Below are 20,285 nucleotides of genomic sequence, written 5' to 3'. Positions count from 1 at the left end.
TAGGGATGGCGGCATTTGTCTGAGCTCTTTTTGCGCACCTGAATTTTCGTTCAACGATGCATTTTCCGCGCAAAAAAGCGAGTGACGCCAGCCCGGCGGCGGCGAACTAGGAGGCAGTGGCAGTGACCGAATGCGGTGGCCGCCGCAACGCCCAAATCAAAAAATCAAAGAAAACAGGCGAACAGAATCCCGAGAATGATCACCGAAATCTTGGCCACGTTGAACTTGTGGTCTTCGCTGGCCTCGAAAATGATCGTGGATGAAATGTGAAAAAGGATTCCGATGACGACTGCCGTGATTTGGGCATAATAAGCGGAAAGTCCGGGAACGGCGACCGATACGTAAGTGCCAAGTGGCGTCATGAGCGCAAAAGTCAGCATGAACGCGAAAACTTTCCATTTGCCAAGACCCGAATTGAGGAAAAAAAGCGTCAGGATGATGGCAATAGGCAAGTGATGGATCGCGATTCCCCAGGCCAGATCGTGGTGATGTCCTACGGGAAATCCTTCGAGAAGTGCGTGGAAACAAAGGCTGATGAAAAGCGACCACGGGATTTGGTGCATGTGGCCGTGTCCGTGGACGTGTCCGTGTTCGGCTCCTTTCGAGAAAAACTCGAGCACGATCTGGAGCAAAATGCCACACATGATAAAAATCCCGACCGAAACCGAATGGGAATGTTCGCCTTCGTGAGCGTGCAAAGTCGCTTCGTAAACCTCGGGCAACAGGTGCAGAACGGTGAGCGACAGCAGGAAAGATCCGCTGAAGGCGAGCAACAACTTAAGGCTGTTTTTCTTTTGCGGACGCAGTAACAGCGCCACTCCGTATCCGATCAAAACCGAAAGCAAAGGCAACAGATAGTTCATTACTTGAAAATCATGATTAGACGTTCGCTCTCGCTTTTGAAGAACTTGCGCAGTTTGTAATCGCCGAAAGTGTCGAGCAGATAGATTCCGGCTTCGTCCATCATCTGCTGGAAATCCTGCAGTGTCAGGGCTTTGACCTTTTCGTAGAAGCAGAAATCCTCTCCCTTGTCGTGAAACCTGATTTCTTTTACGATGTGGTTGTCCTCGAGGTAGCGCTTGATGTGGAAATCGATGCCGTCGACGGTTTTTATTTCGGATGGCACCAGATTTTCGAGCACTTTGGCAACGTTCATGAAGTCGATCACCGCGAATCCGTATTCGGATAGACTGTCGTGGATCGCTTTCAAAGTCGTGAAATTGTCCTCATCGGACTCAAAATATCCGAAACTAGTAAAGAGATTAAAGATCGCATCGAACTTTTGTTCCCAAGGTTGACGCATGTCGTGCACCTGGAAATGCAGCGTCGCGTTTGCCGATTTCGAGGCTTCGGCAATGCTGTTTTCAGACAGATCGCCTCCGGTAACGTCATATCCGAGCTTGTTCAGATATACCGAATGTCGGCCTTTACCGCACGCCAAGTCCAGTATTTTCGCGTCTTCGGGAAGATTCAGGTAGGCCGTTATATTGTCCATGAACAACTGGGCTTCGGCATAATCGCGGTCTTTGTAAAGAATATGGTAGTAAGGTGTGTCGAACCACGAAGCGTACCAGTTTTGCGGTTTGTAGCCTTGCGTTGTCGTACTGCGGGAATTTGGCATTTCGTCTTGAAGATTCTTGCAAATTTAGACTATTTTTGCAGGGTTTAAGCGATTCCTGAATGGAAAATAATTATGCGATGGTCGCCAAGACCTTCTTCGGATTCGAGGAAATCCTGGCAAGAGAATTACAGCAACTCGGTGCCCAAAAGGTGGAAGCGGGCGTGCGGATGGTCAGTTTTATGGGCGATCTGGGATTCATGTACAAAGCCAATCTGGCCTTGCGTACGGCACTCAAGATCCTCAAACCGATCCATAACTTCCGGGCGTTCAACGAAGCTACGCTTTACCGCGGCATCCAAATGGTCGATTGGTCGCAATATCTCGATGCGAGCCAGACGTTCGTGATCGATGCCACGGTGCATTCGGATGTTTTTACGCATTCGGAATTCGTGGCCCAAAAGTGCAAGGACGCGATCGTCGATCAGTTCCGAAATAAGACCGGCCAACGTCCTTCGGTTGACAAAACGCATCCGGATTTGCGCATCAACATCCACATCGCCAAAGAAAGCTGCAATGTTTCGCTTGACACTTCTGGCGCGTCGCTTCACCATCGCGGTTATAGGACAGCGACGAATATCGCGCCTATCAACGAGGTTCTGGCCGCGGGAATGCTGTTGCTTTCGGGTTGGGACGGAACGAGCGATTTTCTTGATCCGATGTGCGGTTCGGGAACGATCCTGGCCGAAGCCGCGATGATCGCCTGCAACATTCCGGCAAACATCAACCGACGCGAATTTGCTTTCGAGAAATGGAGGGATTGGGACAACGAACTCTTCGATATGATCACTAACTCGCTTTTGAAAAAGACACGTGAATTCCATTATTCGATTGTTGGGTATGACAAAGCGCCGTCGGCTGTACAAAAAGCAAAAGACAATTTGAAAAACGCGAATCTCGACGATTATGTCAAGGTTTACGACCGCAATTTTTTCGATACGCAAAAGGAGAACAAAGGTCCGTTGCACGTGGTTTTCAATCCGCCTTATGGGGAACGCCTTGACATTCACCTCGAAAGATTTTACAGAGAGATCGGCGATACTCTGAAAACGAATTATCCGAATACCAACGCATGGTTCATCACCGGAAATCTCGAAGCTTTGAAGTTCGTCGGACTCAAACCTTCGCGCAAGATCAAATTGTTCAACGGAAGCCTCGAAGCCCGATTCGTCAAATACGAGATGTACGAAGGCAGCCGAAAAGCCAAATTCCAGCAATGACGCCACAAACCAAAGCCCTTATCTACAATTTTGTAGGATTCGCGATACTTTATATTCCGCTTTATTTTCTGATTCAGCACTTCACGAATCTCACCGGTTGGTTGCGACCGATTACGGCGGCCGTGGCAACGACCATCCTTTCACCGAAATTCCAGGCCACGCGGACCAAAGACGGCGTGAAGATTTTTATGTCTTGGATGTTTGTCAAAGGACTTCGAGAGGTGAAGTAGTTGCAGTAGCAGTTGCAGTGGCAGTGGCAGTGGCAGTAGCAGTAGCAGTAGCAGTGGCAGTGGCAGGTTGTACCCGACAAAATTGCCGTGAAATTTGATGTCGTCATGTCCAATTGATTGTATGATTCTCTGTTGGATTGCAAGTGCCTCCGTTGTTGTGATTTTTTAACATTTTTTACAGAAAATCTGTAATCGGGTTTTCCGGATTGCGTTTATTTTCGCATTGAGTATTAGCCAAATAATCAATCTTAAAATCAGCGCCATGAACGAACAACTTTACTCCCAGAGCTTTTCAAAACGCGACAAGAGCTATGTTTTCGACATTTATAAAGACGAGCACGACAGTGTATTACTGAGAATTTCCGAAACCCTGAACACAGAATCGGGAATAGAAAAACGCCAAATAGGGATTTCCGAAGAAGATCTTGACCTATTCGTCGAATCGCTGCAGATTTCGTGCAAGGAATTCCGCAAAATCAAACCCTCACAACCCAAAGCGAATACGCGAGCCGAATTCCTGGAGAAACTCAGGGAGAAACACGGACAGGCTTTTATGCCGTGGTCGAAAGAAGACGACGGACAACTCGAAGTGCTGTATTGCGAAGGAAAATCCGTACCCGAACTTGCCAGATTTTTCGGAAGGCAAAACGGCGCCATTCGCGCGCGCATCAAAAAATTGGAATTGGAGGAGAAGTATGCGAAATAACGATCAAAAGCAGCGAAAGGTGAAATCGGTGGATTTTTGTACCTATATTTGTACAAATTCCGTCGATATGATAGTCACATCCATCTCCGATTTCCGCAAAGACATAAAATCCTATCTGGATCGCGTCTCGAAAAATTTCGACACGTTGATCGTCAATCGTGGAAAAGACTCCGGCATTGTGGTGATTTCGCTTGAGGAATACAATTCCTTGATGGCCACGAACTACGAATTATCGTCCAGAGTCAACGAAAAGCGGCTCGATTCGGCAATCGAAAGATTCCGAAAAGGAGAATCTTTCGGCAAAGATCTGACTGAGGAGTAATGCGGTATATTTTCGTCGACGAATCCTGGGAGGATTATCTTTATTGGCAAAAAGTCGATAAGGTCAAGGTCAGGAAAATAAATGAATTGCTCAAGGACATTTCGAGAACGCCTTATGAAGGATTGGGAAAACCCGAACCGCTGAAGCACAAATATTCTGGATTCTGGTCGAGACGAATCGACGAGGAACATCGGTTGATCTACCGTTTTCAAGAGGAGGCGATATACGTCCTCAAGTGCCGGCATCACTACGATTGAAGCAAAAAAACCGTAGACAAGCGCTACGGTCAAAGGTTCGGGAAACTTATTTTTTCCTGGCTTTTTCTTTTTCCTTCACTTTGGATTTGTAGATCGGGATAAAGTAACTCACAGTGTAATTGAATCCGACGCCAAATTTACCGTCATAAGTGCGGTTGAATCCGGGAATATACAAATTGGCGAAATTGTTCGGCTCTTTCTCCGAGACCATATAATTGATTCTGGCGCTAAAGCCAACGAAGATGTTTTTGAAAACCTCGGCCTTCATCCCGAGTACGATCTCTATCCAACTTGCGCTCAATCCGTCGAATTCCTCACCCGAAACCACTACAACTTCTTCTCCGTAATCGTTGTGTGAGTTGTAGATCTTGTATCGGTTCAACTTTTGGCTGAAAGAACTCAGTCCGTAGCGCATCCCGATCGAGACGACGTTTTCCATGTCGAGCCAGTTGTCGAAGAAATTGTAGTCGAAGCCAACCTTGAAATACGTTCCTTTCGTTGTGAAATTCAGGCGGTCGTCGTCGGTAGTTTTGTCTTCGTTGCCAATTTCGGCTGCGAGGAAGTAACTGCGCGTCAGTCGGTAATCGCCCGTAATTTCGAGTCCGCGGTAGTCTTTGTCCCAAAAGCCTCTCGAGAGTCGGAACAAATCAACCCCGACGCGAAGTCCGTGGCGCGTGAATTTGGGTTTGATCGTGTCGGTTTTAGTGGAATCGGCGACCGCGTTCCCATTTACCTTGAGGCCGACGATATCCGTAGCCGTCGAATCTGTCTGTCCGAAAGACGAAAAACAGAAAACAAGGCTAGTAATAAATCCTAATATGTGTCTCATCTTCAGCTTCAATGGTGTGGGTGTCGATTATGATGTTCCTGATCCAGGTTCCGGGATTGCCGTTGTTGAGCAAAACCGCCGGAACGCCAACTTCCCGGCTCAGGTCGAAAACCGTTTTGTATCCGCAGGCTCTGGAAACGTAGATTTCGCGCGTTCCGTAAGTGAAAGTGATTTGGTCCGAAAAAGTTGCAGTGGCCGGATTCTCGTCATCGTTGATCGTGAAGGTATAAGTCGTGCTTGTATCGAAAGTCTTGAGCGGCACGTAAAGTTTGCTCGTGTTGGTAAAGGTTGTCACCGAATCGGTTTCGGTGGAACGCAGCGTCATGTTCGGCACCGTGCGGAGCAAGCTGTTGTTTGTGTAATCGTAGACGTCGATCACGATTCTGGGCGTCGTCGGATCGGTTTCGGCACAAATGTCGTCGCGCTCACAATTCACCTGCGAGGCCGCAAGCAAAAGAATGAGAAAACACGAAAAAAATCTTTTCATAGCAAAATCAGCGTTTTTCCAAAAGTACGACATTTTCTACGTGGTGCGTTTGCGGAAACATGTCCACGGGGCGCACTCTCACGACTTTGTAAGCTTCATCCATGAGTTGCAAATCACGCGCTTGCGTCGCCGAATTGCAGCTCACGTAAACCACTTTTTCAGGAGCGATCTTAAGGATTTGGGCCACGACGTCCTTGTGCATCCCATCGCGAGGCGGATCTGTTATCAAGACATCGGGCTGCCCGTGTTGTGCGATGAAAGCGTCATTGAAAACCTCTTTCATGTCGCCCACGAAAAACTCGCAGTTGTCGATATTGTTGCGTTTGGCGTTTTCCTTGGCCTCGATGATCGCCTCGGGAACGCTTTCTACACCGACGACTTTTTTGGCTTTTTTGGAAACGAATTGCGCGATCGTTCCGGTTCCTGTGTACAAATCGTAGACGAGTTCGTTTCCGGTCAAGCCCGCGAAATCGCGCGTGATTTTATAGAGTTCGTAGGCTTGGGAAGGATTCGTCTGATAAAAAGATTTGGCATTTATCGAAAATTTGAGGCCTTCCATTTCCTCGAAAATATGGTCGCGACCTTTGTAGACAACCACATTCTGGTCGTAAATGGTATCGTTCTGCTTTTGGTTGACCACGTAAAGCAATGAGGTGATTTGAGGGAATCGTTCCGAAAGGAAATCGAGAATAAGCTCGCGTTCCTTTTTGTTGTCGTCGAAAAATTGGATCAGGACCATGGTCTCTCCGGTCGAAGAAGTCCTGATCATAAGCGTGCGCAACAAACCTTCGTGGTTTCTCGGATCGAAAAACGCAAGATTGTTCTCTATGGCGAATCTTCTCACTTCGTTCCTGATGTCGTTCGACGGATCTTCCTGAAGCCAGCATTTGTCGATGTTCAGGATCTTGTCCCACATTTTCGGAATGTAGAAACCGAGCGCGTTTCTATCGTCGAGCGCTGTGGTCGATGCGATTTCGTGAGGCGTCAACCAACGCGAATTCGAGAATCCGAACTCCATTTTGTTGCGGTAGAAAAATTGTTTTTCAGAACCAAGGATCGGTTCGAACTCAGGCAATTCGACTTTCCCGATGCGCTGTAAATGGTTTAGGACTTCGTTCTGTTTGTAGAACAACTGTCGGTTGTAGTCCATGTTTTGCCATTTGCATCCGCCACAAACGCCAAAATGCTCGCAAATCGGTTCGATGCGATGCTGTGAAAGTTCGTGGAATTTGACTGCTTTTCCCTCATAATACGACTTGCGTTTCTTGAAAGTCTGCACGTCGATGATGTCGCCAGGCACGACATTCGGGATAAAAATTACTTTTCCGTCAGGAGCTTTTGCCACCGAAACGCCTTTTGCGCCCGCGTCGAGCACCTCGATCTGTTCAAAAACGATTTTGTCCTTGCTTTTTCTTGCCATGGCGCAAAAGTAATTATTTGGAAGCGCAGATTTGAAAATTGACACTTTTTTATGAGGTGTATTGGCGTCGGATGCCGTTATTTGTTTAACATTTAAACAAGAAAAATCAGACTGACTTCGATCAGTCAAGCAAAAGCAGCGCCATGACGTTATACAAAAACTTATCCTCGATAGGATTTTTGAGGAAAAATTACGCCTTTAAATTCCTGTTCGTCGCCTTTTTGGGAATCCACATTCCTTTGATTGGACTTATTTTCTTTGTGCTTTTCGGCAATGCCAACGAATCTCCTGCGTTGATTCTCGTTTTTACGCTAGTACTGACTTTGGTCGCCACGGCCGCAACTTTGATCCTCTTGCGAAAGTTGACCTGGCCGGTCCATTTGGCCGCGAATCAACTTGAAGACTACCGACTCAAAGGTATTTTGCCGAATTTGCCGCGAGGTTTTCAGGACGAAGCCGGAATTCTGATGGCCAATGTGCAAAGGACAATCGAGGAAAATCACTCACTCGGAGCCGAAAAACTCGACCTGATCTACCTTTTGTCGCACGACTTGCGGAATTTCGCGAGCAACGCCCAGGCTTTGGCCAAGTTGATTCCCGATGAAACAGACCGCAACGCTATAAACGAATATGCCGGATTGATCGTGGAATCGACGCACCAGCAATTCAGTTTTCTCGAGAATTTCATCAAGTTGATCCGGGACGAGGAAGAGATCTCGAAACGCCTGCCGGTTTACCGACACGTATCCATAAACGAGATCATCACGGAGCTGAACAAGGAAAAAGGAGGCGATCTTTCGAAAAAAGCGCTGGCTTTGGTCGTGGACAACAATGTTCCGGAGATGCTTTTGCCGATCGATTTCGATCTGCTTATCCGCGTTTTGGTCAACCTGCTCGACAATGCCATCAAATTTTCCGAAAGAGGCACTTGCATCCGCATGAATTTCCACCAGGACAAAGTAAGGTCCGTGATTTCGGTCAGCGATGAAGGATTTGGATTTCCCTCGGACAAAGCCGACGAACTTTTCCGTAAATTTACTCCAATGGCCAGACGCGGAACCGAAAATGAACCGACGACGGGAATCGGGCTTTACCTGTGCCGAAAGATAGTCGAGAAATACGACGGTCGCCTGATTGCCGAAAGTGCAGGAAGCCATAAGGGCGCTAAGTTTACGGTGACTTTTGGTTTGGAAGTTTAGTGGCGGAAGCAGTTTGCAGTAGCAGTTGCAGTTGCAGTTGCAGTAGCGGAGGCAGTAACGGCGATAGAAGCAGTGCGATGGCAGAAAAGTGGCTGTCGAAAAATTAGTTGCCATACCGCGAATCCGTTCAAAAAATAAAGAAACATTCAACAACTCAATATCATGAAAAGAAATGCAACTGCCGTTTGGCAAGGTTCGCTTAAAGAAGGAGCCGGAAAATTGACTACACAAAGCAAGACGCTCGACAACACGCAATATTCGTTCAAGACGCGTTTTGAGGAAGGTGTCGGGACAAATCCTGAAGAACTGGTCGCCGCGGCTCACGCAGGTTGCTTTACGATGCAGCTTTCGGCATTCATTACAGAAGAAGGCCACAGGATCGAGTTCATAGAGACGCGTTGCGACATCGATCTGCAAGAAGGCACGATCGTAAGTTCGGAGCTGAATCTATCAGCCAAAATCGAAGGCATCACCGAGGAAAAGTTTCAGGAACTCGTGACCAAAGCCGAAAAAAATTGTCCGATCTCGAAGCTCTTCAACGCCAAGATCACTTCGAACGCCAAATTGGTATAAAAAACGAAAGCTCCAAATTGGGGCTTTTTTTATGCATGATGTTTCTTGTTGGGATTCGTCTCGAAGACTGCGTTGGTGATTTTAACACCGTTCGTCGATTTGGTTGAAAACATAGAAAAAAGGAGGCTGGTTTTTTGTCGATTATTCAGTATTTTTGGCCGAATCAGGATGATTTCTCTCCACAAGCAGGAATTGTAGACGATAATTTAAATTTGAATGCAATGTCAGTTTTGCAAACTACGAAGTCAGAAGCGTTGATGGCGCTCGAAAATGAATACGGAGCGCACAATTATCACCCGTTGCCGGTGGTTTTGACAAAAGGGGAAGGCGTTTTCGTATGGGATGTGGAAGGGAAAAAATACTACGATTTCCTCTCGGCTTATTCTGCCGTGAATCAAGGACATTGCCACCCAAAAATCATCAATGCGCTGATTGAGCAGGCCAAGCAGTTGACGCTTACTTCGAGAGCTTTTTACAACGACAAACTCGGACCGTACGAACAGTTCCTGACTGATTATTTCGGATTCGACAAAGTACTTCCGATGAACACCGGAGCAGAAGCTGTGGAAACGGCGCTCAAGATCACGAGAAAATGGGCATACGAAGTCAAGGGAATTGCCGAAAAACAAGCTGAAATCATCGTCTGTGAAGGAAATTTCCACGGACGCACGACCACGATAATCTCTTTCTCGAACGACGAAGGTGCGCGCAAGAATTTCGGGCCTTATACGCCGGGATTCCTGAAAATAGAATACGACAATCTCGAAGCTTTGGAAAAAGCGTTGAAATCGTCGCCCAACATCGCCGGATTTCTGGTCGAGCCGATTCAGGGCGAAGCCGGAGTTTACGTGCCAGCCGAAGGTTATCTGTCGAAAGCGAAAGCCTTGTGTGAACAATACAATGTTTTGTTTATAGCCGATGAAGTGCAGACAGGCGTGGCGCGAACAGGGAAACGCCTCGCGGTCGATCACGAAAACGTGAAGCCGGACGTCCTTATTTTGGGCAAGGCACTTTCGGGCGGCGTTTATCCGGTTTCGGCGGTTTTGGCCAACGACGCGATAATGAATGTGATCAAACCCGGACAACACGGATCGACCTTTGGCGGAAACCCGATAGCTGCGGCCGTTGCCGTAGCGGCTTTGGAAGTCGTATCCGATGAAAAACTGTCCGAGAATGCCGACAGGCTGGGGAAGTTGTTCCGCGAGAAAATCGGTGAGTATATCAAAACATCCAACATTGCCACTCTGGTTCGCGGAAAAGGCTTGCTGAACGCCATTCTGATCAACGATTCCGAGGAAAGTTCGACGGCTTGGGACATTTGTCTGGCCTTGAGAGACAACGGACTATTGGCAAAACCTACGCACGGAAACATCATCCGTTTCGCACCTCCTTTGGTCATGAACGAAGCGCAATTGCTTGACTGCGTTTCGATCATCGTCAGGACTTTGAAGCAATTCGAGCGATAAATGCGAATTACATCCATAAAAAAAGTCCGCCATTACAGCGGACTTTTTATTTTTCAATACTCGATGATCAACCTTTTTGCCATTGGCGCATCATTTCCTCGTTCATCTGCATCATGCCGTCAAGCCCGATGGTCGTAAGCAGATAGATGTAGAAAATCAAAGTGATAAGGCTTACTGCCAATCCGATGTAAGCGATGATCCTGCCTGCGTTCAGCGTTGAATAATTGAGGTAGATTTCGGGTTCGGCACGGTAGAGTTTCATGTCTTTGGCCGCGAGTACCAAGGCGATGGGAGCCAAGATGACGCCCAAAATGCCGTAGCAGCAACAGCCGAAAATCGACACGATGCCAAGTATCAATACCGCCGTTGCGTTCGGTAAATTGCGAGGTTGTTTTTCCTGAAGTAAATCCATAAGTATAGTTAAATGATGGTTGCGATTTTGTAGAAATAGACGCCCAAAACGATCGAAGTGTTCAAAATGGCCGAATAGATGATCAATTTGTGGTAACTGCGCGATTTGTCGATGAAGTGAAGTGCCACGAAAACGAACATGAGAATAGTCGTGTAAATGGCCGGAAACATGTGGAAAGCCGCTACGAAATCACCGTGAATCAGGAAATTCAGGGAGCGCTGGGTTCCGCATCCGGGGCAATCGAATCCGAAAATCCTTTTGTTCAAACACGGGATCATATAGTCTTCCATGGCGAGAATTTATACAATGTTACGAAAAAATAAGCGTAAGGCATCGGGCGATAGGTCTCGTAATTGTTATTTTTGGCAGATGAAAAAATGGTTATACCTAATGACTTTGGCCGGAATCGCATTGGCGTTTTACGAACAATCCAAACCCAAATCGAATCCTTATCTGCTTGCTTTGGGCGTAATTTTGATGATGTTCGGAATTCTCAAACTAAGCTCGATCCTGCCTTCCAAAAACCAAAATCAAAACGACGGGAACGATGCAGAAAGGTGATAAGGTTGCAGTACTTGACGACGACTTCGAAGGTACCGTCACAAAGGTCGAAGGAAACAAAATCACGATAGAAACTACAGACGGTTTTCAGATGACATATTTTGTCAATGAACTGATTAAGCTAGACAATTCCAATGACTTACATAAGGAAATCGGAAGTTTCAATCCACGTAAAATCCAATCGGAAAAGGAAGAGCCTACAAAGCGTTCTTTTGCCGCTCCAAAGAAATCCAAAGGGGAAATTCCGCCTCCGGAATTCGATCTCCACATCGAAAAACTCGTCAAGAACCACAAGTTTCTTTCGAACTTCGACATCCTCACGATACAACTTGACACGGCCAAAAGGCACCTCGATTTTGCCGTGAGAAATCGCATCCCGAAGATCGTTTTGATTCACGGCGTCGGTGAAGGCATCCTAAAATCGGAACTGGATTTTTTGCTCGCGCGTTACGACGGGATCGACTTCCGCGAGGCAAGTTTCCAAAAGTACGGCCAAGGTGCGACCGAGGTTTATTTCCGTCAGAATTATTGAGGAACGGTCAATTCGCCAAATAGGTAATCGTCGGCGAGCTTGAAGGAAAATGCTCCGTCGGCACGAATGAAAGTCATGTTCTTGAGGCGGATCGAATGCACAACGCTCGTTCCTACAGTCGTGCTGGTTACCTCGATGATGCCCGTGGTCGTTCCGTCGCCGGCAGCTCCGACCCATCGATCAGTCGGTGGCAGGGAAGCCGTGTTGTACTGCGTGCAGAAATCAGGGGACAAAAGTGGCAAATCCGTTCCGACCGCGTAGCGTTTGTATTCAACCGAATTGACTCCATCGATCGTTATCGCGCCAGTTTTGGGTGTGTTCAGAATGGTCGGATCGAGCAAAGCCGGATTGATGTTTATCGCAAGAGCGTTATTCGACGAAATCCTGTAAACCAGATTCGGATTGTTTGCCGTGTCGCATTTGAAAACATCCGAACCAATGGCGTTCAAAGCCGGAGCTGTCGTAAAGGTCTCGTCGGTATAACCAAGTTCGATATCGTCGGTAATCGAATTGTTCGGCGTCTGCCAGATCACATCGCGGATCACGATAGCGTGGCGCAAGGCCGTAATCGTTTCGCCTCCAAGGAAAGCTTCGGCAGTATTGGCTGTTTTCAATGCGGATGTCCGGATTTGTATCGTTCCTGAAGTCGCATTCCATTCCTCGATCACAGTTGGCGTCGGAGGTTGGATGCTTGCGCAGATATTGTCAGCGACCGGTTCACCGTTGTAAACCCGATAAAGCAATTTTACGGTACTTCCGTTTATCGCCACAGACGTAAAAGTGTCCGGAGCCGACGGAACATCGGGCAAAACGAGGTCAAGGTTCGTGATCTGAAGAATCAAGGCGTCGCGATCGGTCAACTTATAAAGGACGTTCGCATTTGTCGTTCCGCATCTTTGCAGCGCGATATTCGAGAAATCGATGTCTTGCGAAATGAGGTCGCCGTCGTCGCATCCGTTCAAAACGAGGACAAAAGCCAAAAGCGCGAATATTCTTTTCATAGCGGGAATTTTGAGCAAAAATAAACGTTTTTCGAGATTGGCCTCAGAGAAGCCCGACTATTACGACAATTTTAACCGATATTCCTATCTTTGTAGGACTTCGTAACTTTCGAAAAATCCAATGAAAAAACTACTGATTCTGTCGCTTCTCTTCGGAAGTGGCGCGGCATCTGCCCAAACGGCGTTTTCCCCGTCAAAGGAAATCAAGCTCGAATTCAAACTTGTTGACAACGGAAGACCGTCGTACACACTCGAGTACAAAGGCCGTCCCGTGATCGAGCAAAGCCTTATGGGATTCCGATTTGAGGAACCTCAGGTTTTTGATTCCGATTTCAAGATAGTGAAAACCGAATCTGCCACGGGAGACGAAACCTGGAAACCGGTTCTGGGCGAGCAATCGTCTATCCGGAATCACTATAATGAGCTCAGGGTTGAGCTTTTACAGACCACGACAGAGCGCAAACTCAACATCGTTTTCCGCCTGTATGACGAAGGTTTGGCGTTCCGATACGAACTTCCGAACCAATACCGATGGAAATACTTCAAGGTAACACGCGAAATCACCGAATTCAATTTGACAGGCGATCACAAAGCGTTTTGGATTCCGGGCGATTTCGACAGCCAGGAATATGAGTACACCGAATCTCCGCTCTCGAAAATAAACGGCGACCAGTCGCAAATCTCGAACGGCATCGGTTTCAAAGGGCCGATGGAAACCACCCGCGTGCAATCGCCATTGATGATGAAGACCAGCGACGGACTTTACATCAACATTTTCGAGGCTGCCGTAGTGAATTATCCGGTGATGCATCTGAACCTGAACCCGAAGACTTTCACTTTTCGTGCCGATCTGGCACCGAATGCGATCGGCGACCTGGCTTATCTCGAAACGCCCTGCAAATTGCCTTGGCGCACCGTTATGGTTTCGGACGATGCAAGAAAAATCGTGGGTTCACGGTTGATCCTGAACTTGAACGATCCGTCGAAAATCGATGATACGAGTTGGATCAAACCGATGAAATACGTCGGGATTTGGTGGGAAATGCACGTCAACAAAAGCACTTGGGATTACGCCGGAGCGCAATCGGCATCCACGCAAGGCGTCGACGGGCTAAAACCGACCGGAAAACATGGAGCGACGACTGAAAACGCTAAGAAATACATCGACTTCGCGGCCAAAAACGGCTTCGACGGCGTGCTTATCGAAGGTTGGAACGTGGGTTGGGAAGATTGGTTCGGGAACTGGAAAGAGGAAGTTTTCGACTTCGTGACGCCCTATCCGGATTTTGACGTGAAAGCAGTTTCCGAGTACGCCAAATCCAAAAACGTCCAATTGATCATGCACCACGAGACATCGGGTTCGGTCGCAAACTATGAAAGAAGACTTGACCGCGCTTACGATTTCATGCAGAAATACGGATACAAAGCCGTGAAAACGGGCTATGTCGGACGCATCATTCCAAGAGGCGAATGGCACGACGGACAAACCATGGTGAACCATTTCAATTGGGTCGTGCAACGCGCCGCAGAGCGCAAGATCATGGTGAATTCGCACGAGTCTTCACGTCCGACCGGCGTTCACAGAACCTGGCCCAATTACGTTTCGGCCGAAGCCGCGAGAGGAAACGAGTTCAACGCCTGGGCAAACGGGAATCCGCCTTCGCACGAGACGATTTTGCCGTTCACGCGGCTTCTCGGTGGTCCGATGGATTACACGCCCGGAATTTTCGAGATCAAGATGTCAGCTTACGATCCGGGCAAAAAAGAGCAGGTCCACACGACTTTGGCCAAACAACTCGCGCTTTATGTGACGATGTATTCGCCAATCCAGATGGCCGCCGATTTGCCAGAGAATTACGAAAAACACACTGACGCTTTCCAGTTCATCAAAGACGTCGCCATCGATTGGGACGACACGAAAATCCTTGAGGCCGAACCCGGGGATTTCCTTACGATCGCCAGAAAAGCCAAAGGAAAAGACGCGTGGTTCATCGGTTCGATCACAGATGAAAATGCCAGAAAGACTACGATCTCACTCGATTTTCTCGCGGCCGGAAAGAAATACAAAGCCACGATTTACGAGGACGGAAAAGACGCCGATTGGGAAAAGAATCCGAAATCATACGCGATAAAAACGATCGACGTCGATTCGAAGTCAAAAATCAACCTGGTTTTGGCGCCAGGCGGAGGAACGGCGATTTCGATTGTTCCGAAAAAGTGACGTTCGGTTGTCAGATTTTCGGATCATCAGACATAGACAATCCGCAAATTCGGCATTCAGACAATCCGCCAATCAACAAATCAAAAATCAAATCCTTTGAAAACAGTTTATCTAGATAACGCCGCGACAACGCAATTGCGATCTGAAGTCGTGGCTGAAATGGCAAAAGTTTTGGCCGAAGATTACGGAAATCCATCGTCCACGCACAGTATCGGCCGTCATGCCAAAAGTGTGATCGAGAGCGCGAGGAAGTCGATTGCGGCCAATCTGGGTGCCTCGGCTCAGGAAATCATTTTCACTTCGGGCGCGACCGAGGCCAACAATTGGATCATCAAAAGCGCGATCTCCGATTTCAAGGTTGAGCGCATCATCACGACCAAGATCGAGCATCACGCCGTTCTTGAAACCGTCGAGCATCTGGGAAGCGAATTTTCGATCGACGTACAATTTTTGAATGTGTTCCCGAACGGGGAAGTCGATTTGATCCAACTTGGGAAATTGCTGTCTGACAATATCCCGACTTTGGTTTCGTTGATGCATGTGAACAATGAGGTCGGAACGGTTCTCGATTTGGTTCGCGTCGGAAATCTTTGCAAACAATATGGCGCTTATTTTCATTCGGACACGGTGCAATCCATCGGGAAAACGGAGTTCAGTCTCAAGGAGATCCCGATAGATTTCGCGGTCGCATCGGCACATAAATTCCACGGTCCGAAAGGCATCGGATTCGTTTACATCCGCAAGGGTTTGGTGGTCAATCCTATCCTTTTCGGAGGCGAACAGGAGAAAGGGATCAGGCCCGGAACCGAAAGCGTGCACAACATCGCCGGTATGTCAAAAGCGCTCGAACTCTCTTACAGCAATCTGGAAGGTGAAAGAAGTTATATCGCTGGTTTAAAGCAATATGCGACTGATGAATTGACAAAAGCTTTTGCAGATGTCAAGGTAAATGGCAGTCAAGAAAACGGATTCTACAACATCCTGAATGTATGCCTTCCGATGGACGAACAAAAGACGCTTATGATCCTTTTCAACCTCGACATGAAAGGCATTGCGTTGAGCCGCGGAAGTGCGTGCCAATCGGGTAGTGCCAAGCCGTCTCACGTACTTGCCGAAATGCTGGCCGAAACCGATATCAGGAAACCGTCTTTGCGGATTTCTTTCAGTCATTACAATACGCAGGCAGACATCGATTTTTTGGTGGAAGCGCTTAAAGGAATTTGATTTTTTTGATGTAAGGATTGTCGGATTTTCAGATTATCGGAAGTCCGACAACCCGAAGATCCGACAATTTGAAGATCAACCTCAGTCGATATGGTGAATGAATTCCGATTCTGGCGTTCTCACTTTTTTCATGTTCACGAGCCAATCCTGTTCAGCATCCCGGTAACCGATCGGCAAAATGACCGCGCTTTTGAGCCCGAGCTCGCCAAGGTTGAGGATTTTGTCGAGTTCTTCGTTCAGGAAACCTTCCATCGGAGTCGCGTCCACGCCTTGTTCCGCCGCGGCGGCGATCGCCATGGAAAACGAAATGTAGGCTTGTCGGGCTGCGTGATTGGCCTGCCATTCTTTTCCGCGAGGTTCGTACATGCTCCACAACATATTTTTGTAATCGTCCATCTGCGTAGGCGGCAAACCTCTTTCGGCTGCGGTTCTTTTGAAGACGTGGTCGATTTTTTCGAGTGAGTATCCGTCCCAAGCTGCAAAAACGAGCACGTGGGAAGCGTCCGTGATCTGGCTTTGGTCGAAAGAAATCGGTCGGATTTTCTCCAGGATCGCCTTGTCGGAAATCACGAAAATCTCATAAGGTTGCAATCCGGAAGACGATGGCGCAAGGCGAGCCGCTTCGAGAATGTAGTGTAATTTGTCGTCCGGAACTTTGTTTCCGTTCATTTTTTTGGTCGCGTAACGCCATTTAAGGCTGTCGTGTAAAGTCATTTGGATAAATATTTTATTTCGTAAGGCGAAAGTAGCTACCTTCTGTGTTTATGTAACTTTGTGACAAAAAGTAACCGTGACAAAATTGTCACCAACTGACAACTAATGGAACTACTCGAACCGCTTCAGCTTACCGGATGCACCAAATCGATACGCGCGATCCACGATGTGATGGACTTGATCGGTGGAAAATGGAAAATCTCGATCATCGCCAGTTTGTGTTTTCACCCGAGCCGATTCAGCGATTTACTGCGCCAGATCGACGGCATTTCGGGAAAAGTACTGAGCCGCGACTTGAAAGAACTCGAGGTGAATGGATTGATTTCTAGAAAAGTACTCGATACGCAACCCATTTCGGTGGAATATACGATTACCGAATATGGCGCGACATTGAAAGAACTGACTGCGGTGATTTCAGATTGGGGTTTGGCGCATCGTCGGCGGATTATTGATGGATTGAAGTGATTTTTGGGTTGGTGCTGCTTTTGCTGCCGGGAAATCGTAATGTGGGCTTCTTTTTGTGGGGAGCGAAGTCTTTGACTTTGCGATAGGCGTGACGGAGTCTGCGACTCCGACGTTAAAGTTGTTGAAAACACAAATCTGTTTTATCAAAGTGGAAGTATGAAAAAGATTGGACTTTTAGTGCTGCTTACGGTTTTTGTTTCCTGCCAATACAATCCGTTTGCGCATTTGTATCTGATGGAGAAACCAACGTCGGCCGGGGTTGTCGGCACATACATTCTGAAACGCCAAACGATGGATCGCGACCTGAAATTCGAAAACAAACCAAGAATCGTATTTCGTAAAGACGGCAGCTACAGGGCTTACAATTTCCCGGTTTTCAAATCGGACAACCTTTTGGACTACAAATTTTCACGCCAGCTTTCGTTCTCGGGAAAGTGGTCGATCGATTCTTTCGGCGTAGTGGATTCGGGCTTTTCACGAGATCCCAATTATGGCATTTATCTCGAAAATGCACCCGAAAGCGCCAAATATCTCGAACTTACAGGTGAAGAAAAACCCGATGGATTCGCAATCGTCTACGGCGATCCGGATTCTGGAAACGGTGTCGTTTTTACCAAAATTTGATTTCGTCGCGAAACTGTTTGAGACAAGAAAGGGTAAGAAAGTCCTTTTCTCCGACCTGATCATTCATTATTCATTATTAATTACTAATTGATTCCATTTTTCCGGTCAAAACCAAATATCCCCAAGCGTCCAATTCAAAAATATCATCGCCTTTGAGTTCGATTTCCTTACCCGAAAAAGCGTCCTTGTATTTGCCTTTCTGATATTTCGAATCGAGTTTTACCGTTGTTTTTTGATCGGAATAATTCACGACTGCGATGACGCGATTGTCATCTTTGGTGCGTGAGAACGAGATAACGTTGTCGAGTTTGTCGTTGTATATGCGAATCATGTGGCCGCCTTCGTTTCCGTTCCAAAGCGCTTTGTTATTGTGTTTCAGGTCGAAAATTGTCTTGAACATAGGTGCATAAGGCAGCTTTGACCAATCGATTTCATCTTTGTCGAAAAACTTGAGCGAACGGTCGAGCCCGGCTTCCTGACCGCCGTAGCACAAGGGCATTCCGTTTATCATTCCGCACAAGACCATCGAGGCCTTGAGTCCGTCCCCGAAATTCGCTACCATATTTTTGTTCCAGGAATTCATGTCGTGGTTGTCGGTAAAAAGCATGCGATAGCCGCCTTTCGGGAATGTGCTTTCGTCGTGGGCCAGATATTCCACCAATCCGGCGGTGCTTTTGTGGTCGCGCGTCACGGCCGTCATCTTGTCGAAAAGCGTCCACGAGTAAGTCATGTCGAAAGCATACTCGTGCAGGTCACGCGATTCCCATTCGGCGAGCATGAATACGGGTTTTACGGCATCGAGTTCGGTTCTGGCGTTGTCCCAAAAATCGGTTGGGATAAAACCCGCGGTATCGCATCTATAACCGTCGATGTCAAAATCTTTGACCCAATAGACGAGCGCTTCGGTCATGTATTTGCGCAAACCAGGTTGTTCGTAGTCGAAGTCGATCACATCATCCCAATCGTACCATGGCGTTGGCTGGAAATTGCCTTCGGGCGTTTTGGAATACCAATCCGGATGTTGCTTGGCCAGCGGATTGTCCCAAGAAGAATGGTTCGCGACCCAGTCGATGATGATGTGCATGCCCATAGAATGCACTTTGTCGACCAAATGTCTGAAATCTTCCTTGGTTCCGAATTCGGGATTCACGCCCAAATAATCCTTGATTGAATATTCGCTTCCGAGCGTGCCTTTGCGTTTTTCGACGCCTATCGGATGGATCGGCATAAGCCACAAAATGTCGACGCCCATTTCCTTGAGTCGCGGCAAGTGTTCCTCAAACGCTTTGAAAGTGCCTTCTTTCGTGTATTGGCGAATATTGACTTCGTATATCGTAGCCGATTTCGACCATTCCGGATGCTTGACTTTTACGTATTCCGAAGGTTGATAAGGATCGGATTTTTTGTCGGATGTATCGGTTTTGCCCGATTTGTCACAAGAGAAAAACGTCAGTAGGACAGACAAGATCGAGATTGGAAGTATTCTTTTCATCGGATTCAAAATTTATTAAATGTAAGCAAATGTCAAGAATGTCCATCGGTTTGCGAGATTATCTGATAGAATTGCCAATCGCACAAATTCGAATCTTTTTGTTTTTGTTGAGAAAATCCTCGAACCTAAAAGTGTAACTTTAGAAAAAGACCACCATGGAAAAATATTGGTATTTCGCGGCACGGCTTCCGCTGGCCTTCTCTTTTTTCGGCCACGGACTCGTTCGTTTGCCCAAACTCGACAAATTCAGCGACTGGATGTTGACTTCAATGGAAAAATCGATTTTGCCCGCAGAACTCGTGCGCCCGTTCAGTTACGCGCTTCCGATTCTCGAATTCGCGATCGGCTTGCTGTTGCTTCTGGGACTTTTCACGCGTCAGTCGCTTTTCGCCGGACTGTTTGTGATGGCCATTTTGGTCTTCGGATCGACCACGGTAGAGAATTGGGACGCGATCACAAGCCAGTTGGTCCACGCGGGCTATTTCGCGGTTTTGCTTTATTTCGTCTCGAGCAATACGCTTGCGGTCGACAACTTTTTCGTAAAAAAGGTTTACGCTTGATATTTGGGCGTGCCGGCGGCCGTTTTTCAAATGGCAGTTTGCGGTAAGCCTCACAAGTTGGTTTCAATTTAAAGTCTGGAAGCCGCCGTCGCGCTGGACGGCACTCGCTTTTTTGCACGAAGTTCCCGTTTCGGAACAAAAAACCGGCAGGC

General features: G+C 47.5%; 25 protein-coding genes. 15 read left to right on the top strand and 10 right to left on the bottom strand.

From position 1 onward, the window contains the following. Positions 1–164 precede the first annotated feature (164 nt). Together EOO49_RS07320 and EOO49_RS07315 are read right to left on the bottom strand one after the other, a co-directional pair. Positions 165–863, bottom strand: a complete 699-nt coding sequence (locus EOO49_RS07320; RefSeq protein WP_290844200.1) for a ZIP family metal transporter — start codon at positions 861–863, stop codon at positions 165–167. Next, positions 863–1,621, bottom strand: coding sequence for a class I SAM-dependent methyltransferase (locus EOO49_RS07315; RefSeq protein ID WP_290844198.1), 759 nt, complete (start codon positions 1,619–1,621; stop codon positions 863–865). The genes EOO49_RS07320 and EOO49_RS07315 overlap by 1 nt, the downstream gene beginning before the upstream one ends. A 59-nt stretch (positions 1,622–1,680) precedes the next feature. Here EOO49_RS07315 and EOO49_RS07310 point away from each other — a divergent pair, with 59 nt between their 5' ends. From EOO49_RS07310 to EOO49_RS07290, 5 genes are all read left to right on the top strand, one after another. After that, a complete protein-coding gene (locus EOO49_RS07310) occupies positions 1,681–2,838 on the top strand; it encodes a THUMP domain-containing protein (protein WP_290844196.1) in 1,158 nt (385 codons plus the stop codon). Continuing rightward, entirely contained in the window at positions 2,835–3,068 is a 234-nt protein-coding gene (locus tag EOO49_RS07305; protein WP_290844194.1) for a hypothetical protein, read from the top strand. Before EOO49_RS07310 ends, EOO49_RS07305 begins: the two co-directional genes overlap by 4 nt. A 262-nt stretch (positions 3,069–3,330) precedes the next feature. After that, positions 3,331–3,774 carry a hypothetical protein gene (locus EOO49_RS07300; RefSeq protein WP_290844192.1) on the top strand — a complete coding sequence of 148 codons (444 nt, stop codon included), beginning with the start codon at positions 3,331–3,333 and terminating at the stop codon, positions 3,772–3,774. Positions 3,775–3,841: 67 nt separating this feature from the next. Beyond that, positions 3,842–4,096, top strand: coding sequence for a type II toxin-antitoxin system Phd/YefM family antitoxin (locus tag EOO49_RS07295; protein WP_290844190.1), 255 nt, complete (start codon positions 3,842–3,844; stop codon positions 4,094–4,096). Continuing rightward, positions 4,096–4,353 carry a Txe/YoeB family addiction module toxin gene (locus tag EOO49_RS07290; RefSeq protein ID WP_290844188.1) on the top strand — a complete coding sequence of 86 codons (258 nt, stop codon included), beginning with the start codon at positions 4,096–4,098 and terminating at the stop codon, positions 4,351–4,353. Before EOO49_RS07295 ends, EOO49_RS07290 begins: the two co-directional genes overlap by 1 nt. 46 nt (positions 4,354–4,399) lie before the next feature. Here the strand turns inward: EOO49_RS07290 and EOO49_RS07285 are convergent, their stop codons facing one another. Genes EOO49_RS07285 through rlmD form a run of 3 tightly spaced genes read right to left on the bottom strand, consistent with a single transcriptional unit; the run spans position 4,400 to position 7,089 of the window. After that, a complete protein-coding gene (locus EOO49_RS07285) occupies positions 4,400–5,182 on the bottom strand; it encodes a DUF6048 family protein (protein WP_290844186.1) in 783 nt (260 codons plus the stop codon). Continuing rightward, the gene (locus EOO49_RS07280) at positions 5,154–5,669 is read right to left on the bottom strand and encodes a DUF6452 family protein (RefSeq protein WP_290844183.1); all 516 of its coding nucleotides are present in this window, start codon (positions 5,667–5,669) and stop codon (positions 5,154–5,156) included. Before EOO49_RS07280 ends, EOO49_RS07285 begins: the two co-directional genes overlap by 29 nt. A 7-nt stretch (positions 5,670–5,676) precedes the next feature. Further along, a complete protein-coding gene (rlmD, locus tag EOO49_RS07275; protein ID WP_290844181.1) occupies positions 5,677–7,089 on the bottom strand; it encodes a 23S rRNA (uracil(1939)-C(5))-methyltransferase RlmD in 1,413 nt (470 codons plus the stop codon). 143 nt (positions 7,090–7,232) lie between these two features. Here rlmD and EOO49_RS07270 point away from each other — a divergent pair, with 143 nt between their 5' ends. From EOO49_RS07270 to rocD, 3 genes are all read left to right on the top strand, one after another. Beyond that, positions 7,233–8,288, top strand: coding sequence for a HAMP domain-containing sensor histidine kinase (locus tag EOO49_RS07270; protein WP_290844179.1), 1,056 nt, complete (start codon positions 7,233–7,235; stop codon positions 8,286–8,288). A gap of 162 nt (positions 8,289–8,450) precedes the next feature. Next, entirely contained in the window at positions 8,451–8,861 is a 411-nt protein-coding gene (locus EOO49_RS07265; protein ID WP_290844177.1) for an OsmC family peroxiredoxin, read from the top strand. A 221-nt stretch (positions 8,862–9,082) separates the two neighbouring features. Further along, on the top strand, positions 9,083–10,327 hold the full coding sequence (rocD, locus tag EOO49_RS07260) for an ornithine--oxo-acid transaminase (RefSeq protein WP_290844175.1): 1,245 nt from the start codon (positions 9,083–9,085) through the stop codon (positions 10,325–10,327). 67 nt (positions 10,328–10,394) lie between these two features. On the opposite strand, the gene EOO49_RS07255 is transcribed toward rocD, so the two are convergent. Next, positions 10,395–10,739 carry a CCC motif membrane protein gene (locus EOO49_RS07255; protein WP_290844173.1) on the bottom strand — a complete coding sequence of 115 codons (345 nt, stop codon included), beginning with the start codon at positions 10,737–10,739 and terminating at the stop codon, positions 10,395–10,397. Positions 10,740–10,747: 8 nt separating this feature from the next. Next, entirely contained in the window at positions 10,748–11,029 is a 282-nt protein-coding gene (locus tag EOO49_RS07250) for a DUF2752 domain-containing protein (protein WP_290844171.1), read from the bottom strand. A gap of 79 nt (positions 11,030–11,108) precedes the next feature. Between EOO49_RS07250 and EOO49_RS07245 the strand changes: the two genes are divergently transcribed. Both EOO49_RS07245 and EOO49_RS07240 read left to right on the top strand, forming a co-directional pair. After that, a complete protein-coding gene (locus tag EOO49_RS07245; RefSeq protein ID WP_290844170.1) occupies positions 11,109–11,300 on the top strand; it encodes a hypothetical protein in 192 nt (63 codons plus the stop codon). After that, positions 11,287–11,832, top strand: a complete 546-nt coding sequence (locus tag EOO49_RS07240; RefSeq protein ID WP_290844169.1) for a Smr/MutS family protein — start codon at positions 11,287–11,289, stop codon at positions 11,830–11,832. Before EOO49_RS07245 ends, EOO49_RS07240 begins: the two co-directional genes overlap by 14 nt. On the opposite strand, the gene EOO49_RS07235 is transcribed toward EOO49_RS07240, so the two are convergent. Then, positions 11,826–12,833: a hypothetical protein gene (locus EOO49_RS07235; protein WP_290844168.1), complete on the bottom strand. Its 1,008-nt coding sequence runs from the start codon at positions 12,831–12,833 to the stop codon at positions 11,826–11,828. The two genes, EOO49_RS07240 and EOO49_RS07235, sit on opposite strands and share 7 nt — an antisense overlap. A gap of 121 nt (positions 12,834–12,954) precedes the next feature. On the opposite strand from EOO49_RS07235, the gene EOO49_RS07230 reads away from it, so the two are divergent. Beyond that, the gene (locus EOO49_RS07230) at positions 12,955–15,054 is read left to right on the top strand and encodes a glycoside hydrolase family 97 protein (RefSeq protein WP_290844167.1); all 2,100 of its coding nucleotides are present in this window, start codon (positions 12,955–12,957) and stop codon (positions 15,052–15,054) included. Between the two features lie 96 nt (positions 15,055–15,150). After that, on the top strand, positions 15,151–16,278 hold the full coding sequence (locus EOO49_RS07225; RefSeq protein WP_290844166.1) for a cysteine desulfurase family protein: 1,128 nt from the start codon (positions 15,151–15,153) through the stop codon (positions 16,276–16,278). Between the two features lie 81 nt (positions 16,279–16,359). On the opposite strand, the gene EOO49_RS07220 is transcribed toward EOO49_RS07225, so the two are convergent. After that, entirely contained in the window at positions 16,360–16,992 is a 633-nt protein-coding gene (locus tag EOO49_RS07220; RefSeq protein ID WP_290844165.1) for a nitroreductase family protein, read from the bottom strand. A 105-nt stretch (positions 16,993–17,097) separates the two neighbouring features. On the opposite strand from EOO49_RS07220, the gene EOO49_RS07215 reads away from it, so the two are divergent. Together EOO49_RS07215 and EOO49_RS07210 are read left to right on the top strand one after the other, a co-directional pair. Then, positions 17,098–17,457, top strand: a complete 360-nt coding sequence (locus tag EOO49_RS07215; RefSeq protein ID WP_290844164.1) for a helix-turn-helix domain-containing protein — start codon at positions 17,098–17,100, stop codon at positions 17,455–17,457. A gap of 156 nt (positions 17,458–17,613) precedes the next feature. After that, positions 17,614–18,081 carry a hypothetical protein gene (locus EOO49_RS07210; RefSeq protein WP_290844162.1) on the top strand — a complete coding sequence of 156 codons (468 nt, stop codon included), beginning with the start codon at positions 17,614–17,616 and terminating at the stop codon, positions 18,079–18,081. A 76-nt stretch (positions 18,082–18,157) separates the two neighbouring features. Here the strand turns inward: EOO49_RS07210 and EOO49_RS07205 are convergent, their stop codons facing one another. Further along, complete coding sequence (locus EOO49_RS07205) at positions 18,158–19,573, bottom strand: alpha-amylase family glycosyl hydrolase (RefSeq protein ID WP_290844161.1); 1,416 nt, start codon at positions 19,571–19,573, stop codon at positions 18,158–18,160. A gap of 155 nt (positions 19,574–19,728) precedes the next feature. On the opposite strand from EOO49_RS07205, the gene EOO49_RS07200 reads away from it, so the two are divergent. Next, positions 19,729–20,133: a MauE/DoxX family redox-associated membrane protein gene (locus tag EOO49_RS07200; RefSeq protein WP_290844160.1), complete on the top strand. Its 405-nt coding sequence runs from the start codon at positions 19,729–19,731 to the stop codon at positions 20,131–20,133. The last annotated feature ends 152 nt before the right edge of the window (positions 20,134–20,285 follow it).

The sequence above is a fragment of the Flavobacterium sp. genome (assembly GCF_004295795.1).
In the GTDB taxonomy this organism is placed as follows: domain Bacteria; phylum Bacteroidota; class Bacteroidia; order Flavobacteriales; family Flavobacteriaceae; genus Flavobacterium.
This window is presented reverse-complemented; position numbering and strand designations above follow the sequence as displayed.